The organism is Aestuariivirga sp. (genome assembly GCF_044238155.1).
Lineage (GTDB): Bacteria > Pseudomonadota > Alphaproteobacteria > Rhizobiales > Aestuariivirgaceae > Aestuariivirga.
Window position 1 is genome coordinate 13,800 of sequence record NZ_JBIIDX010000018.1, and the last position, 16,652, is coordinate 30,451.

Sequence of the window (16,652 nt, forward strand, 5' to 3'; positions counted from 1 at the left end):
GGGGTCAGTCACCGTTGGCGATTCGCTTGGCCTTTGCCTCGTCATACCACCAGGTATCGATGATGCCACGGTCGTATTTGGGCTTGATCTCCGGCCGCCCGAACTTGTCCCAGTAGGCGATCCAGTGGTTGGCATTGTACCAGTTCGGCACCCAGAACTGCTCGGCGCGCAAGACCCGGTCCAGCGCGCGCCCGGCCACGTTGAGTTCCTCGCGCGTCCTGGCGGCGACGACCTGGTCGATCAGCGCATCGATGGCCGGCGAGGCTATGCCCGACAGATTGTAGGTTCCGGGCCGATTGGCGGACTCCGATGCAAAGAAGATGCGCAGGTTGTCTCCCGGCGTCAGCCCCGCGGTAAAGCGGCCGATCGTCGCGTCATAGTCATAGGATTCGAAGCGTTTCTGATACTGGGCGGGGTCTACCGTGCGGACGGTCGCGTTGATGCCAAGCAATTTCAGGTTCTTCACATAGGGTGCCAGCACGCGCTCGAAAACCGGCCCTTCGATCAGGAATTCGATGTCCAGTGTTTCGCCCCTCGCGTTGCGGCGGATGGTGCCGTCGGTGGTCCAGCCCGCCTCGTCCAGAAGCCGCGAGGCCTCGCGCAAGAGCCTGCGGTCCTGGCCGGAGCCGTCGGAAACAGGTGGCAGCACTGCCTCGCCAAACACCTCCGGGCGCAGGCTCGCACGGTGAGGCTCGAGCAGGGCCAGTTCCTCGGCAGATGGAGTTCCCTCCGCCTTGAGGGGCGTGCGGTTGAAGAAGCTGGTGGTGCGCACATAGAGCCCGTAGAAAAGGTTCTTGTTGATCCACTCGAAGTCGAACGCCAGGTTGAGCGCCTTTCGCACACGGATGTCCTGAAACGTCTCGCGCCGCATGTTGAGGAAATATCCCTGCGCGCCATATGGCGTATCGTCGGGCAATTCCGTTTTCACCACATGGCCTTTGGTCAGTGCCGGAAAACCATAGGCCGTGGCCCAGTCGCGCGAGGTGAATTCCTCGCGCAGGTCGATGGCACCCGATTTCAGCGCCTCGAAGGCCGGCGCCCGGTCGCGGAAATAGTCAAAGCGCAGCTCATCGAAATTATAGCGCCCCTTGCTCACCGGCAGGTCCTTCGCCCAGTAGTCGTCGCGCCGGGCATAGGTCACGAATTCGCCGGGCTTGAAGGATTTGACCGCATAGGGCCCGGAGCCCAGCGGCGGCTGCAGCGTCGATTTCGAGAAATCGACCTTGGCATAGTAGGCCCTGGAGAAGATCGGCAGCGCCGCCACGGTGAGCGGCAGGTCTCGCGTGCGCTCGCCCTTGAAGCGGTAACGCACTTCGCCGGGGCTGATCACGTCGCAGGCCTCGACATCGCGGATGGTGATGCGGATGCGCTCGTGGCCCTGTGTGGAGAGCAGGCGGAAACTGTCGCATACGTCTTCCGCGGTGAGCGGCGTGCCATCGGCAAATTTGGCTTCGCCGCGCAACTTGAAGCTCACGCTTTTCCGGTCATCGGCGATCTCAGCACTTTCGGCCACCAGCCCATAGACAGCGTCAGGCTCGTCCATGGCGCGCACCATCAGGGCGTCGAACATCAGCTCGAAGCCCTGCGCCGGATCGCCCTTGAGGATGAAGCCATTGAAGCTGTCGAATGTGTTGAGGCGGGCATCCCCGATCAGCGCCATCTTGCCGCCCTTCGGCGCGTCCGGGTTTACATAGTCAAAATGCGTGAATCCGGGCGGATATTTGAGGTCGCCGAACACCGAGAGGCCATGGCGTGGTTCGGCACTGGCGCTCGCCATGCCAAGGCAGATGGCCAACAGCACCGCTGCGAGAGGTCTCACGTCCCGTCCACCTTTCTTGCCTTCTCCGCATCCCACCACCAGATGGTGGGGAAGCCAGTCGATAGCATGGGCAGCGTGTCTGGGCGCCCGAAGCGGTCCCAGCGCGCCGTGCGCTGATATGGTGTGAACCACATCGGCACCACATAGTGATTCCAGATCAGGGCGCGGTCGAGCGCCCTGCAGGCGCTGACCAGGCTGTCACGGTCCGGCGCGAGCACCAGTTTCTCGATCAGCGCGTCAATTGCCGGGTTGGCGATGCCCACATAATTGCGGCTGCCATCGCGCTTGGCCGCCTCGCTGCCCCAGAAATCGCGCTGCTCGTTGCCGGGCGAGAGTGATTGCGGCCAGCTGCCCACGATGACGTCATAGTCGAAGGTCTGGGTGCGGCGCTCATATTGTGCGCTGTCGACGGTCTTGACGGTGACGCTGATGCCGAGCAGTTCCAGCTGCTGCTTGTAGGGAAGCGCCACGCGCTCGAAGAGAGGCGAATCGAGCAGGAACTCTATGGCAAGAGCTTCTCCTGCCGCATTCTTCAAGACCGACTTGCCGCCATCCTGCGTCACCTGCCAGCCGGCTTCAGCGAGCAGTTTTGCCGCCTCGCGCATGTTCCGGCGCCGGTTCTGCGGCGTGTCGTTCAAGGGGTTCTTGTATTCGGTGGTGAACACCTCGGGCGGCAGCTGGTCCTTCAGCGGTTCCAGAAGCGCCAGCTCAGCCGCCGACGGCAGGCCGGTTGCTTCCAGATCGGAGTTATTGAAATAGCTCCGTGAACGGATGTATAGGCCAAAGAACAGGTTCTGGTTCGCCCATTCGAAATCGAAGGCGTAGTTCAGCGCCTGGCGCACCCGCACATCCTGGAATTTCGGTCTGCGCATATTCATCGCCCAGCTCTGCATGCCGCTGACTTGCCGGAGCGTGATTTCCTCCTTCACCACCTTTCCCGCCTTCACGGCGGGAAAGTCATAGCCTGTGGCCCACATCTTGGACGAGTTCTCGGTGCGCCAGTCATACTGGCCTCCCTTGAAGGCCTCGAAAGCCACATTGGCGTCGCGGAAATAGATATACTCGATCTCGTCAAAGTTGTTCTGGCCCAGGTTCACAGCCAGGTCCTTGCCCCAGTAATCGGCGACGCGCTTCATCAGAATGGACGCGCCGGGCTTGACGTCAGCAGCCACATAGGCGCCGGATCCGAGCGGCGCCTCGAGCGTGGTCTCGCCGATGTTGCGCTGGCGCCCTTTGGCATCCTTGCTGGTCCACCAGTGCTTGGGCAGCACCGGCAACTGGCCGGTGATCATCGGAAGCTCGCGGTTGCCCTTCATGGTGAAGGTGAACGTCACCTCATGATCGCCGGTCTGTTCGGCGGTGGCGATGTTCTTGTAGTAGAAGTTGTATTGCGGGTGGGCCTCGCGAAGGGCCTGCATCGACCAGATCACGTCCTCCGGCGTCATGGGCCTGCCGTCATGGAAGCGGGCCTCGGGGCGCAGCCGGAACACCACCATGGAGCGGTCCTCCGGGTGCCAGACGCTGCTTGCCACCAGGCCATATTCGGTCGAGGGCTCGTCAAGCGATGACGTCAGCAACGCATCATTCTGCACCGCACCGGCTGCGGCGCCCTTGAAGGAATAGGGGTTCAGGCTGTCGAATGAACCGACCACGCCGAACCGCACCCGCCCGCCTGCCGGCGCGTTCGGGTTCACATAGCTGAAATGGGCGAAGTCTGGCGGATATTTGATGTCGTTGAACAGCGTGAGCGCATGGCGAAAATCGCGGTCCTCGGCCGCGGCGATCTGAATGCCGACGAGCTTGGTGGCCGGGGCCAACCCGGCGAGCTTGAGAAGTGAGCGGCGGCTGAAGGTCATGGGCAAGCGACTCCGCATTGAAGATCTGCGCAAGATAAGCAAGCCCGCGACCAAAAGAAAACACCGGCAAGCCCGTTGCCGGTGTTAATTCTTCTTGAGACTTGCGGCGATCAGGGGGCGGGGAAGGGCACCGGGCTGTCCGACAGCGTGGCCAGATAGGCCAGCAGATTGGCCCTGTCCGTTTCCTTCTTGAGTCCACCATAGGCCATCTTGGTGCCAGGAATGGCGGTCTTCGGAGAGATCAGAAAGGCGTTCAGCGCCTCATAGTCCCACGGCTTGTCCTTGAGCGCCGCCATGGCCTCGGAATAGCTGAAACCCTCGTGAATGCCATGGTTGCGCCCGACGATACCCCACAGGTTCGGGCCAACCTTGTTTGCGCCGCCCTTGCTCGGGTCATGGCAGGCCGCACAGGCCTTGAACACCGCCTGGCCCTTGGTGGCATCGGCCGAGGCCAGCAACTTTCCAAGAGATTCGGCCGGGGCGGCCGCTTCTTCGGTGGCTTCGGACGCTTCGCCTTCAGTCTCGGCCACGGCAACGGCAAAACCCTGCTGTTCGGGCTTATCGGTGTGGTAGACGATCTTGCTAAGCTCGCTCAGGCCGAACACCAGCAGAGCCGTGCCCAGCACCGCGCCCGCGATCTTGTTGAATTCAAAACTGTCCATGAAGGTTGCAATCCCCAGAGCCGTCGGTCGGGCGCGGAAACTAGTGCTTTCTTGGCGGCACCGCAATAGTATAAGGAGCATTGTATCATTTTGCCGCGCCCGATCCTAACCCCATGATTGACAACCAGAATACCATTGTCGTGATCCCCGCCCGGATGGCCTCGACCCGGCTCCCGGGAAAGCCCCTTGCCGACATCAATGGTCTGCCCATGATCGTCCATTGCTGGAAACGGGCGCGGGAGGCCATGATTGGCCAGGTCCTCGTGGCGGCAGCTGAGAACGAGATCGCCGACGTCATCCGCGCGCATGGGGGCGATGCCATCGTGACCGATCCGGCACTGCCATCGGGGTCTGATCGTATTGCCCAGGCGCTTGCCCTGCGCGACCCGCAGCGGCGCTTCGAGCATGTGGTAAACCTGCAGGGTGATCTGCCAACCATCGATTCGCTTTCGATCCAGCGCTGCCTGGCCGGGCTGATCAACGCGGCAGCCGACATTTCCACCATCGCCGCCCGCATCGAAGCCACCGCGGACGTGGCCAACCCCAATATCGTGAAGGCCATTGCGCCACTGAGCGCTGATCGCGAGGTGGCCTTTGCGCGTGATTTTCTGCGCCAGGTGGGGCCTGAGCATCCCGCCCCGCACTGGCACCACATTGGCGTTTATGCCTATCGCCGCCCGGTTCTCGAGCGGTTTGTCTCCCTGCCGGTGAGCCCCCGGGAGGCTGATCGCAAGCTTGAGCAGATGCGCGCCATGGACAATGACATGCGCATCGTGGTGGTGCGGGTTGACACCGTGCCGCTTGGCGTTGATACGCCACACGAACTTGAAACTGCCCGCCGCATGCTGAGGACAACCTGATGTCGTTGAAGATCGCCTATCAGGGCGAGCCAGGCGCCAATTCGCACATCGCCTGCCTTGAGGCCTATGCTGGCCACGAGCCACTGCCCTGCGGCACCTTCGAGGATGCGTTCCAGGCCGTGGCGGAGGGCGAGGCATCTCTGGCCATGATCCCCATTGACAACTCCGTGGCCGGCCGCGTTGCCGACATTCACCATCTTCTGCCGCGCTCCAGTCTGCATATTGTGGGCGAGCACTTCCTGCCCGTGCATCACCAGCTGATGATCGTGCCGGAGGCGGATCCCGCCAAGGTTAGGTCAGTGCACAGCCATGTGCACGCGCTGGGCCAGTGCCGCAAGGTGATCCGCGAGCTTGGCCTCAAGCCCGTTGTCGCCGCCGATACGGCAGGCGCCGCCCGCGAACTCTCGCAGACGCGCGATCCCTCGCGTGCCGCCATCGCCTCCCGGCTGGCTGCCGAGATCTACGGTCTCAGGATGATCCGCGAGAACATCGAGGATGAGAGTCACAACACCACGCGCTTCGTGGTGCTGTCAGCCAGCCCGCAGGAGGTCCTGGCCGAGGATCAGCCGGTCATCACAACCTTTGTGTTCCGTGTACGGAACGTTCCTGCCGCCCTCTACAAGGCCATGGGCGGCTTCGCCACCAACGGCGTCAACATGACGAAACTCGAATCCTATCAGATCGAGGGCCAGTTCTCGGCGACGCAATTCTATGCCGACATCGAGGGGCATCCTGCCGAGCGCAACGTGCGCCTCGCCATGGAGGAGCTCGAATTCTTCACCAGCTACCTGCGTGTCCTTGGCACCTACAGGGCTTCCCCGCACCGCGCTGAAATCGCGAGGCGCCTCGGCAGCGCCTGAGGGCGAGGCCACGCGGGGCGAAGCGAGGCTCCGGCCGTTCCGGGGGCCGGCTTTCGCCGGCAGACTCAGCGGGTCAGGTCGCCCTTGATGGCGCGATCGATCAGCTGGCAGGTGTTGGCGATGCCGTAAAGCGCCACGAAGCTGCCAAAGCGCGGCCCCTTCTCCTCGCCCAGCAGCACTTGGTAGAGCATGTTGAACCAGCTCTGCGCGACGCCCACGGAGCCGTCCTTTTGGGTAGTCTTGTAGGGTTCGCGGCGCCCGACGTCGTAAACCTTCTGCTGGATCTCTTCCGGCGTCGCCTGGGCTGGAAGCTGTGCGAGTGCAGCGGCAAGATCGGCCAGGTCTCTGGCCTCGTCCGGCGTTGGCATCCGATATGTCTTCGCCGGCTTCACAAAATCATCGAAATAGCGCAAGGCATGCATCACCAGCGCATCGAGCCGCGGATGGCTTTCGGGCCTCAGGTGCGGTGCATAGCGCAGGATGAAGCCCCACAGTGATGACTTGTCGTGGGCGTTTGCCACCGCCGCCAGGTTGAGCAGCAGTGCAAAGGAAATGCCGCCTTCCTCTGGCACCGGTGGCTTGCCACCATGGATGTGCCAGACCGGATTCATGAGGCGGTCGGCGGGTTTGTCAGCCTGGCGCTGGTAGGCCGAGAGAAACGCTCCGTAGTCATCCACGGCCCGCGGGATCACGTCGAAGTAGAGTCGCTTGGCTTCGCGGGGCTTGTTGTACATGAACAGCGCGAGCGACTCGGGGTCGGCGTAGGTCAGCCACTCGTCAATCGTCAGGCCATTGCCCTTCGATTTTGAAATCTTCTGTCCGTTTTCGTCGAGAAACAGTTCATAAACATAGTGCTGTGGCGCCTCGGCCCCGAGGATCTCGCAGATTTGGTCATAGATTGGCGCATTGGTCTGGTGGTCCTTGCCGAACATCTCGAAGTCAACGCCAAGTGCTGCCCAGCGCATGCCGAAATCCGGTTTCCACTGCAGCTTGGTGTGCCCGCCGGTAACGGGCATGGTCACATCCGTGCCGTCCTCGTCGGTGAATGTAATTGTTCCCGCCCTGGCATCCACCGCCTTCATGGGAACATACAGAACGCGACCGCTTGATGGTGAAATTGGCAGGAAGGGTGAGTAGGTTGCCTGCCGTTCCTCGCCCAATGTGGGAAGCATCACGGCCATGATGTCATCAAATTTCTCGAGTGCCCGCAGCAGCATCGCGTCAAAGCGGCCGGCCTTGTAGTAATCGGTTGCCGAGGCAAACTCATAGTCGAAGCCGAAGGCATCCAGAAAGCGGCGCAGCATGGCGTTGTTGTGATGCCCGAAGCTGTCATACTTGCCGCCAAACGGATCAGGCACTGTGGTGAGCGGCATATGCAGATAGGGCCGAAGGGCCCCGGGGTCTGGCACCGTCTCGGGGATCTTGCGCATGCCGTCCATGTCATCCGAGAAGCACAGGAGCCGGGTGGGAATGTCGCATAGCAGCTCGAAGGCGCGGCGAACCATCGTGGTGCGCGCAACTTCTCCGAAGGTGCCAATATGTGGCAGGCCGGACGGCCCGTAGCCGGTTTCAAACAGGACCTCTGTCTTCCCCGTCCGCTTCACGCGTTCGACCAGCTTGCGGGCTTCCTCGAATGGCCAGGCCTTGCTGGTTTCTGCTGCGGCGCGAAGGGCGGGGTCGGTGGTCATGGGAATTCTTGATCCAGACTGCGGCGTGAGGGCCGGTGTTTAGGGTCATGGCGTGGCCGGGTCAATTGCAGGCCGTGCGCTTGTTGCTCTTCCGTATGAACGGACATGGCATTAAAGCTGATGACAACCAACCCCAGGATGAGCATGGACTGGACGCTTCGAACTGCTGCCGCTTCCGGCATGGGCGCCGTGATTGGCGGCCGCGCCCTTGATGCGGCGCAGGCACTTGCGGTGCTGGCAGATGAACCACATCTGCTCTGCCATTCCGCCTTTCTCATCGAGCGGCTGGGTGTTGCGGCGCAAGCTCCCCGCCGGGTAATCCGCGCTGCGCGTGAACAGCGCCACTATGATGTGGCAGAACTCTTCGCCTTCGTCTGCCCTGCGCGTTTTGCCACGCCAACGCCGACTGGGCTGGCGCGTGCCCTGGCGCTTGAGCCTGGTGCGGATGAATCCGAAACCTTGCGGCTCATCGCCGAAGACCTTCTGAACCGCCTCGCAGCGCGCCACTATCCGCTGCCGCGCGAGACGGCAGAAAATGCCAATTTTCTGTCGGGCGCCAAGTGGCCATGGGCGAAGTCTGTGCTGGCTGCGCTGCTCAAGGCAAATCCGAAGCTTGATGCGGGTTCATTTGCCACCGGCCTCAACGCCTGGGACCGGGTTGACGAGTGGGAAGAGGACAGTGGCAGGGCTCCGGGCCGCCAGGACCCCGTGACGCCATCCGAGGCATCGGAGTTCCTGGCCGTCATACTGGGCCCCGACGCCGAGCGCCGCGTGGCCCAGGCTGCTTATGCCGGGGCTGCCAGTTTCGCCTTCCAGCCGCGACAGTCGCGGGACATCAACAATATCCTGCTTGCCGAGGCAGGTACGGGTCTGGGCAAGACGATGGGTTATCTGGCGCCCGCCTGGTTGTGGGCCCGCAAGAACAACGCGCCGGTGTGGGTGTCCACTTACACCAAGAACCTGCAGCGTCAGATTGACCAAGAGAGTGCGCGGCTGGTCGACAATCCGGAGGAGCGCGCGGGCAAGATCGCCATCCGCAAGGGCCGCGAGAATTATGTCTGCCTGCTCAACATGCAGGAGGCGTTCGGGCGCCTTACCTCGGCCAATCCGCGCATGGCGCTGCTGGCGGCGCTGATTTCGCGCTGGGCGCGCTTCACCCGCGACGGCGACATGGTCGGCGGTGACTTTCCGGCCTGGATGCTGCCATTGTTCAACGACGTGTCGCTGGACGGAGAGATGCGTGCCGTGAGCGTGCAGTCTCTGAGCCTCACGGACCGGCGCGGCGAATGCATCTACGCCGCCTGCCCGCATTATCGGCGCTGCTTCATCGAGCGTTCGGTGCGGGCTGGGCGCAACGCCGCCATCGTGATTGCCAATCATGCGCTGGTGCTGCACCAGGCAGCGGTCGACAATGCGTTGGGGCTGGCGAAGACCGCGGAAGAGGAAGCCGCGCCTGGCGGTCTGCGACGCATCGTCTTCGATGAGGGGCATCATCTGTTTGACGCGGCAGATCAGGCCTTTTCGGGTCATCTTACCGCGCTTGAGACGGCTGAACTCCGGCGCTGGATCAGAGGCCCTGAGGCCGAGCGTCGGCGGGGCCGCGGTCTGGCAGACCGGATCGGCGATCTGCTCGGTGAGGATGCGGCGGGCGAAGCCTTGCTTCGCGATGTGTTGCGCGCTGCGCTTGCGCTGCCCGGCCCCGGCTGGACGCGCCGCGTCCAGGCGGGGCAGGCCGAGGGTGTTGCGGAGGAGTTTCTGAGTCTGGTGCGTCAGCAGGTGCTGGCGCGTGCCGCGCCCAACGCCGGCGGCCACAGCCTGGAGGCCGACTGCCTGCCGCTGATCGAGGCCCTCGATGCCGTGGCGGTGGCGCTTGGCGAGGCGCTGCAGGCTCTGCGCAAGCCGATGCTGGCCCTTGCCAGCATGCTGGCCCGCAAACTCGATGACGAGGCTGGAGATCTCAACAGTCACGACCGGGGCCGCATCGAGGCCATTTCGCGTTCGCTGCGCCGCCGCGGCGAATTGGTGGTGGGCGGATGGATCGCTATGCTGGAGCGGCTTCTGGGTGAACGCAGCCCGCTGTTCGTTGAATGGTTCGATATCGCCCAGGCATTTGGCCGCGAACACGATGTCGGCCTGCATTCGCACTGGCTCGATCCGACCGAGCCTTTGGCTCTTGCGGTGCTGCGGCCTGCAGATGGCATCATCATCACCTCGGCCACGCTCAAGGATCGTCCGCCCGACCTGCCCGATGACTGGGTCAACGCGGAAACCCGCACGGGCGCAGTTCACCTTCCCTATCCTGTCCGGCGGGAAAGCTGGGAGTCGCCCTTCGATTATGCGAGGCGGAGCAGTGTCATCGTCGTGACGGACGTGAACCGCGAGGACATGGATCAGGTGGCTGCTGCCTATCGCGAATTGTTCCTGGCTTCAGGCGGCGGTGCGCTTGGTCTGTTCACCGCTATCTCCCGGCTCAGGGCCGTGCATCAGCGACTGATCAAGCCGCTGGCCGATGGCGGCTTGCCGCTCTATGCCCAGCATGTTGACCCTATGGATACAGGAACCCTGGTCGACATGTTCCGTGCCGAGCGTGACGCCTGCCTGCTCGGCACGGATGCAGTGCGCGACGGGGTTGACGTGCCGGGGGATTCGCTGCGCCTCATCGTTCTGGACCGGGTGCCGTGGGCGACGCCGACGATCCTCGAGCGCGCCCGGCGTGATGCCTTCGGGGGAGCGGCCTACACCGACATGGCCGTGCGGCTACGGTTGCGGCAGGGCTTCGGCCGGCTGATCCGCCAGGCTGGTGACCGGGGGCATTTCGTGATTCTCGATCCGCGGCTGGCCTCGCGGTTTCTCACCGCCTTTCCAAACGGGGTCAGCGTGCGGCGGCTGGGGCTGGTGGACGCGCTTGATGCCCTGCGCGCTTGACCTGGTGATGCGCAGTGAGCACACTCAGGTCCTTCCTGGAGGGGCCCGACATGTCCGGCACGATTTCCACTGAGCAGGCACTGATCTACACCATGGTCACCATGTCCGGGGTGGAGGGCAAGATCAATGCGGTGGAACTGGCCGAAATCCGCCAGCTGGTTCAGGTTCTGCCGATCTTCCGTGAATTTGACGAACACCGGCTGGTCACGGTTGCGCAGGAGGCGGGCGATATTCTGCAGGACAAGGAGGGGCTTGCAGCCATCCTGGGCCTCGTGAAGCAGGCTTTACCACATCGTCTGCGTGAGACCGCATATGCGCTTGCCGTTGAGATTGCAGCCTCTGACCTTGCCGTCGGTAAGGAAGAGCTTCGCTTCCTCGCCATGCTGCGGGATGCTTTGGACCTCGACAAGCTGGTCACAGCCGCGCTCGAGCGCTCGGCCATCGCACGCTATCAGCGGCCGTGAGACAAGGAATATTTTCTCCATATTACTTGACTATTTTCCTAGTCTGTGCTAGATCGGCAGCAGATTGACGTGCCTGTGCTGATTGACATTGTGAAAAACCTCGCGGCCGGAAGAACTGCTCCGGCGCTGGCCTGCCTGTTGCTTCCGCAGCCTTGGCGCGTCAAGCTCGAACCTGCATGAGCCTGCCGCAGCAGTTTAAGGACTGGTTCGCCGCCCGGGGCTGGACGCCGCGCGCCCACCAGCTTGCGGTGCTGTCCCATGCCACGGCGCGTGACAGCGTATTGCTGATCTCGCCAACCGGCGGTGGCAAGACGCTGGCTGGATTTCTGCCAAGCCTCGTCGAAATCGCAGAGCGCGGATCAGGCCAGGGCATCCACACGCTCTACGTCTCGCCGCTCAAGGCGCTTGCAGTGGATATCGCGCGTAATCTCGAAACGCCAGTTGCCGAAATGGGCCTTCCGATCCGCATCGAAACCCGAACGGGCGACACGCCTCAGGCACGGCGCCAGCGCCAGAGGCAGAGACCGCCGGACATCCTCATCACCACGCCGGAGCAGGTTTCGCTGCTGATGGCGGATCCGCAAGCCGGGTACCTGCTCAAGGGGCTGCGTACCGTGATCCTCGATGAGTTGCATGCTCTGGTGACCTCAAAGCGCGGCGTGCTGCTGTCGCTGGCGCTGACCAGGCTTGAGACGCATGCCCCGGAAGCAATCCGCGTTGGTCTCTCGGCGACAGTCGCAGACCCGGACGCCCTCCGGGCGTGGCTGGCTCCGGTGGGCAGTCCGCCCGTGCCGCTCGTGGCGGGTCAGGCTGGCGCGCGCCCCAACATCCGCATCCTTGCTTCGGTCGAGCGGGTGCCATGGGCCGGGCATTCCGCGCTCTATGCCATTCCCGAGATCTATCGGGAAATTGGCAATGCAAGGATGACACTGGTCTTCGTCAACACGCGCTCGCAGGCGGAGGTGGTGTTCCAGTCGCTGTGGGAAGCCAATGAAGACAACCTGCCGATCGCGCTGCATCACGGTTCGCTCGATGTGGCCCAGCGGCGCAAGGTGGAGGCCGCCATGGCGGCCGGTCGACTCAGGGCTGTGGTGTGCACCTCCACTCTCGAGCTTGGAATTGACTGGGGAGAAGTGGATCTCGTCGTGCATGTCGGTGCGCCGAAGGGATCAAGCCGCCTGTTACAGCGAATTGGCCGCTCCAATCATCGGCTCGACCTGCCCTCGGAGGCGCTGCTGGTGCCGTCCAACCGCTTCGAGGTTCTGGAGTGCGAGGCGGCGCGCTTGGCAGCCATCGAGAATGCACAAGACACCGACTACCCGATGGTGCGCAAGCTCGATGTTCTGGCTCAGCATATCCTTGGCCGTGCCTGCGCCGGACCCTTTCATCCGGACGCTCTGTTTGCCGAGGTCACGCGCGCCTGGACCTTCCGCAACCTGACGCGCGAGGAGTTTGACAAGGCGATCGACTACGTTGCGACCGGGGGTTATGCGCTGCGCGCCTATGAACGCCATGCCAAGCTGAAGACGCAGTCGGACGGGACGCTGCGGCTCTCCCACCCGAGGCTGGCGCTGGCCTATCGGCTCAACATGGGCACGATCGTGGAAGACGAGATGCTCAAGGTTCGGCTGGCGCATGTAAAGCGGCGGCTGGGCAAGCGTGTCGTGACCGCAGGCCGGGTGCTGGGCGAGGCGGAGGAGTGGTTTCTCAGTCAACTGACGATCGGGCAGACCTTCCTGTTTGCGGGTGAGGTTCTGCGCTTCGAGGGCCTTGACCAGGCAGGGGCGCTTGCCACGAGGAGCGCGGCCGACGATCCGATGGTTCCATCCTATCAGGGTGGGAAGTTTCCGCTCTCGACCTATCTGGCAGCCCGGGTGCGCAGCATGCTGGCAAATCCCTCGGCATGGCAGGATTTGCCATCGCAGGTTCAAGGCTGGCTGTCGCTGCAGCGCTTCCGCTCCGTGCTGCCGGGAGCGGAGCAGATGCTGGCCGAGACCTTCCCGCGCGGCGAAAAGCACTATCTCGTATGCTATCCCTTCGAGGGACGGCTGGCGCACCAGACGCTTGGTATGCTGCTGACGCGCCGTCTCGAACGTGCCGGACTTCAGCCACTGGGATTTGTTGCCTCAGACTATGCACTGGCCATCTGGATGGTGCGCGATCTGTCGCTTGCCGTTGCCTCAGGGCGGGTGAACCTTGCCCAACTCTTCGATGAAGACATGATGGGTGACGATCTGGAGGCCTGGCTTGCCGAGTCGGCGCTGATGAAGCGCAGCTTTCGCAATGTGGCGATCATCGCCGGACTCATCGAGCGCCGCCAACCAGGCCACGAGAAGACCGCCCGGCAGACGACGGTCAATACCGACCTGATCTATGACGTACTTCGCAGCCATCAGCCGGATCACCTGCTGTTGCGCGCCGCATGGGACGACGCCGCCGAAGGGCTGATCGATGCCTGGCGGCTCGGCGTTCTGCTGCGGCGCATCCGGGGTCGGATCGTGCACAAGGCGCTGGACACGGTCTCGCCGCTTGCCGTGCCGGTGATGTTGGAGATCGGCCGCGAATCGGTCTACGGCGACGCGCATGATGCCATTCTTGCCGAAGCCGCGGCCGCACTCATCGACGAGGCCTCCCGGCTTGTCTAGGTCAGTGTGCATCAGGCTGGGCGGCATCGATCTGATCCCCGATCTTTCTGGGGCGCTGTATGCTCCCGACTTCCGAACCCTGCTGGTGGCCGACCTGCATCTCGAAAAGTCAACCAGCCTTGCCCGGCGGGGCGTGCACCTGCCGCCCTATGACACGCGCCAGTCTCTGCAGCAGCTGAGCGCGGTACTTGCCGCTTCGGCTGCCCAACGCCTGATCTTTCTTGGGGACAGCTTCCATGATGGCGAGGCCCGCATGCGCCTCGATCCGGAGGATCTTCAACTGCTACAGGCCATCACCACGCGTGCCGACACGTTGTGGATTGCCGGCAACCACGACCCCGCGCCACCTGCCGATATCGGCGGCCGGGTCGTGAACGAAAGTGTTCTCGGCAGCATCAGCCTGCGACACCAGCCCAGGGTGCTGGCTGAGGGCGAGCACGAGATCGCCGGTCATCTTCATCCTGCTGCCACGGTGGAGGTGCGCGGCACGCGACTCCGGCGCCGCTGCTTCATTGCCGATGCGCGCCGCCTCATCATGCCGGCCTTCGGCAGCTACACTGGTTCGCTCAATGTGCGCGCCAAGGCCTTTGAAGGGCTGTTCGGCGATTTCGATGTGTGGATGATCGGCACGAAGGCGATCCACCGGTTTCCGGACGCGAAGGTCAGCCGAGGATGATGGCAACAAGGGCCGCGATCTGGGCGATGACCGCGCCAGAGGTGAGCAACATGCGAAGCCGCCCGAACCAGCCGGGAAGGCGCCCGGCCTCGGCGCTTGTCACATCCCACAGGGCCTGAGAGAGAAAGCCTGCGATCAGAAGGGCGAGTGCCGGCACGGGCGGCAAGAACACGGCAGCGAGTCCTGCCAGCGCGCCCAGCACGCTTGCTGCAAAGTCCCGTGACTGGCGGGCCGTGTCGTAAGGCCCCAGCGCCACCCCCCAGCGGATGCCGCCGAGAAATGACAGGATGATCGCGCCATAGACGACAATCAGCCGTAGGCCAGCGTCCGGGGTAAGCCAGGGAAGCGGCAGCCAAAGCGCCGCTGCCCCGGCCGCAAACGGAACGAGGCCGCCCAGTCCGAGGGCCATGGCCGCAGCGGGAATGCGCTTTGCAGAGGAGACGTTGCTCATGGCCATCTCTTTGGCGCGGCGCCGCGGCTGAGGCAAGTGCTTCGTCCGGAGCGAGAAACGGTCTCATTCCCACATCGCGATCCAGTTGCGGCGGTGCGACTTTGTCAGACCGGTTCCTGCTCTAAGCCGAGCGACGGTTGCGCATATGGCTCACGAGATCGGGCGTTAGAAGCCCTGTCACCCTGAGACCCGAGCGCAGCTGGTACAGGCGGATGGCATTGGCAGTGCGGGCATCAGGCTGACCATTTTCCGTGACCCCGACCCGCAGACCAAAGCCTGCCAGCAGGCTTTGCACCTCCTCGGCGTCGGCGGGGTGCAGTGCACCCAGCTCATCGGACTTTTGGCCGTCAGCGTCAGCGTCACCGGCGGTTCCCGTCCAGGCTGGCTCAATGACGGTGAGGACATTGGCCGAGTCGTCAGAGGCCGTCGCGGCCCACTGGCTTACCCGGTCATTCAGCCCTTTCAGGTCTTTCTCGGGAATGGTCTTGGCCAGCAGGGCGGCGCGGTGGCTCGAGGCCTCATCGCCCTCACGCCCGGCGAGTGCATACCAGACATAGGCCTCAGAGGGGTTGGCCTGCGTGCCAAGCCCGCGCTCGTAAAGAATGGCGAGGTTGAACTGACTGTCGCGGAAGCCACGCTCAGCAGCTGCCGAGAACCAGCGGAACGCCTTGGCGTAGTCGGGCTTGCCGGCAGCCTCGCCGGCGGCAAGCACTGCGGCGTTGTGCATCGCCCTGAGATTGCCTGCGGTGGCAGCACGCTCATACCAGAGCAGGGCGCGCGCCGCGTCGGCCTCAACACCCTTGCCAAGCTCGAAGAGCATGGCGAGCCGGTATTGAGCAGGCGCCAGGCCGCGCGCCGCGGACTGCTGGTACCAGTAGAAGGCCTTGCTAAAGTCCTGGCTTACGCCCTCGCCATCGAGATAGCGCCCGGCGACGATGAACTGGGCGCGCGCATCACCAGCAGCGGCGGCAGCACGCAGGGCGGGCGTGCCCGCTGCTTCTGGCAGGTTTTCAAGCGTGTTCACCGACGGGCTCGCGATGATGTCAGCGAGGGTACCCGCCGGCAGTGAACCGGTGATGACGGGATCGGCCTTGATGATCGTGGACGTGGCAGTCTCGCTCACCTGTCGCGGCGCCTCAAGGGCACCAGACTGAGTGGGAGAGGGCTGCGGCCGGGTGAGGCTCTGATAGGCAAAATAGGAGGCAGCAAGAAGAAGCACGATGCCGGCATAGATCAGCGCCTTCCTCCGGCTGCGGCCCGATACGGTGGCGGTTGCGGCCGGCGTGAGGACGGCGGGGGATGTGGCGGGTTGGGCGCCCGTCTTGCGCCGTAATCTTTTAAGGAGGCTCTCGGCAAAGCCGGGTTTTTCCTCGGCGACGGTGGACAGTGCCGCATATTCCGCGCGCAGCGCAGCTGGCCGTGATGCAGCTGCCTGCGCGGCGCGTCGCGCCGCCGCGATGAAATCATCCGCGCCTGCAGCTTCTGCCTCGGCCCGTGACGCGGCCGTGGCGCCATCATGCGGGGAAGGCGGGACCAGGATCGTGGGCTCTGGCGTTGTCCGGATTTCGGCTTGCCGGGGTGATGGATCTGGTGATCGCGGCTCCGGTGATCGCGGCTGTGGCGATGGCGCCATTGCGGCATGGCCGGGGTGGGAAGCCTCCGACGCCTCGAGTTCGGAGATGCGATCGACGATTTCTGCCAGGGTCTCATGCACCGCACGGAATGTTTCCTGGGTGCGGCGCTCAG

At 63.6% G+C, this 16,652-nt stretch carries 12 protein-coding genes; 6 read left to right on the plus strand and 6 right to left on the minus strand.

All coding sequences use genetic code 11. From position 1 onward, the window contains the following. Positions 1 to 4: 4 nt before the first annotated feature. The 3 genes from ACILRN_RS03275 to ACILRN_RS03285 all read right to left on the minus strand — a co-directional run bounded on the left by ACILRN_RS03275 (position 5) and on the right by ACILRN_RS03285 (position 4,337). On the minus strand, positions 5 to 1,819 hold the full coding sequence (locus ACILRN_RS03275) for an extracellular solute-binding protein (RefSeq protein WP_395685515.1): 1,815 nt from the start codon (positions 1,817 to 1,819) through the stop codon (positions 5 to 7). Beyond that, on the minus strand, positions 1,816 to 3,675 hold the full coding sequence (locus tag ACILRN_RS03280; RefSeq protein WP_395685517.1) for an extracellular solute-binding protein: 1,860 nt from the start codon (positions 3,673 to 3,675) through the stop codon (positions 1,816 to 1,818). Before ACILRN_RS03280 ends, ACILRN_RS03275 begins: the two co-directional genes overlap by 4 nt. A 110-nt stretch (positions 3,676 to 3,785) precedes the next feature. Continuing rightward, positions 3,786 to 4,337, minus strand: a complete 552-nt coding sequence (locus ACILRN_RS03285) for a c-type cytochrome (RefSeq protein WP_395685519.1) — start codon at positions 4,335 to 4,337, stop codon at positions 3,786 to 3,788. Between the two features lie 116 nt (positions 4,338 to 4,453). Here ACILRN_RS03285 and ACILRN_RS03290 point away from each other — a divergent pair, with 116 nt between their 5' ends. Both ACILRN_RS03290 and ACILRN_RS03295 read left to right on the plus strand, forming a co-directional pair. Further along, positions 4,454 to 5,197 (plus strand): 3-deoxy-manno-octulosonate cytidylyltransferase, encoded by a 744-nt coding sequence (locus tag ACILRN_RS03290; protein WP_395685538.1) that lies wholly within the window; start codon positions 4,454 to 4,456, stop codon positions 5,195 to 5,197. Continuing rightward, the gene (locus tag ACILRN_RS03295; protein ID WP_395685521.1) at positions 5,197 to 6,057 is read left to right on the plus strand and encodes a prephenate dehydratase; all 861 of its coding nucleotides are present in this window, start codon (positions 5,197 to 5,199) and stop codon (positions 6,055 to 6,057) included. Before ACILRN_RS03290 ends, ACILRN_RS03295 begins: the two co-directional genes overlap by 1 nt. Positions 6,058 to 6,122: 65 nt before the next feature. On the opposite strand, the gene ACILRN_RS03300 is transcribed toward ACILRN_RS03295, so the two are convergent. Then, positions 6,123 to 7,745, minus strand: a complete 1,623-nt coding sequence (locus tag ACILRN_RS03300; RefSeq protein ID WP_395685524.1) for a lysine--tRNA ligase — start codon at positions 7,743 to 7,745, stop codon at positions 6,123 to 6,125. Positions 7,746 to 7,850: 105 nt separating this feature from the next. Here ACILRN_RS03300 and ACILRN_RS03305 point away from each other — a divergent pair, with 105 nt between their 5' ends. From ACILRN_RS03305 to pdeM, 4 genes are all read left to right on the plus strand, one after another. Beyond that, positions 7,851 to 10,670, plus strand: coding sequence for an ATP-dependent DNA helicase (locus tag ACILRN_RS03305; RefSeq protein ID WP_395685526.1), 2,820 nt, complete (start codon positions 7,851 to 7,853; stop codon positions 10,668 to 10,670). Positions 10,671 to 10,684: 14 nt separating this feature from the next. Then, positions 10,685 to 11,134, plus strand: coding sequence for a tellurite resistance TerB family protein (locus tag ACILRN_RS03310; protein WP_395685528.1), 450 nt, complete (start codon positions 10,685 to 10,687; stop codon positions 11,132 to 11,134). 176 nt (positions 11,135 to 11,310) lie between these two features. Next, on the plus strand, positions 11,311 to 13,779 hold the full coding sequence (locus tag ACILRN_RS03315) for a ligase-associated DNA damage response DEXH box helicase (RefSeq protein WP_395685530.1): 2,469 nt from the start codon (positions 11,311 to 11,313) through the stop codon (positions 13,777 to 13,779). Continuing rightward, positions 13,772 to 14,455 carry a ligase-associated DNA damage response endonuclease PdeM gene (gene pdeM / locus ACILRN_RS03320; protein ID WP_395685532.1) on the plus strand — a complete coding sequence of 228 codons (684 nt, stop codon included), beginning with the start codon at positions 13,772 to 13,774 and terminating at the stop codon, positions 14,453 to 14,455. Before ACILRN_RS03315 ends, pdeM begins: the two co-directional genes overlap by 8 nt. Here the strand turns inward: pdeM and ACILRN_RS03325 are convergent. Together ACILRN_RS03325 and ACILRN_RS03330 are read right to left on the minus strand one after the other, a co-directional pair. After that, on the minus strand, positions 14,442 to 14,906 hold the full coding sequence (locus ACILRN_RS03325; RefSeq protein WP_395685534.1) for a DUF3429 domain-containing protein: 465 nt from the start codon (positions 14,904 to 14,906) through the stop codon (positions 14,442 to 14,444). The two genes, pdeM and ACILRN_RS03325, sit on opposite strands and share 14 nt — an antisense overlap. A 121-nt stretch (positions 14,907 to 15,027) precedes the next feature. After that, a partial coding sequence (locus ACILRN_RS03330; RefSeq protein ID WP_395685536.1) for an SEL1-like repeat protein occupies positions 15,028 to 16,652 on the minus strand: 1,625 nt, incomplete at its 5' end.

Coding starts and splice junctions, on each gene's coding strand:
- ACILRN_RS03280 (WP_395685517.1), bottom strand. CDS start 3,675: ATGACCTTCAGCCGCCGCTCACTTCTCAAGCTCGCCGGGTTGGCCCCG.
- ACILRN_RS03285 (WP_395685519.1), bottom strand. CDS start 4,337: ATGGACAGTTTTGAATTCAACAAGATCGCGGGCGCGGTGCTGGGCACG.
- ACILRN_RS03295 (WP_395685521.1), top strand. CDS start 5,197: ATGTCGTTGAAGATCGCCTATCAGGGCGAGCCAGGCGCCAATTCGCAC.
- ACILRN_RS03300 (WP_395685524.1), bottom strand. CDS start 7,745: ATGACCACCGACCCCGCCCTTCGCGCCGCAGCAGAAACCAGCAAGGCC.
- ACILRN_RS03305 (WP_395685526.1), top strand. CDS start 7,851: ATGGCATTAAAGCTGATGACAACCAACCCCAGGATGAGCATGGACTGG.
- ACILRN_RS03315 (WP_395685530.1), top strand. CDS start 11,311: ATGAGCCTGCCGCAGCAGTTTAAGGACTGGTTCGCCGCCCGGGGCTGG.
- ACILRN_RS03325 (WP_395685534.1), bottom strand. CDS start 14,906: ATGAGCAACGTCTCCTCTGCAAAGCGCATTCCCGCTGCGGCCATGGCC.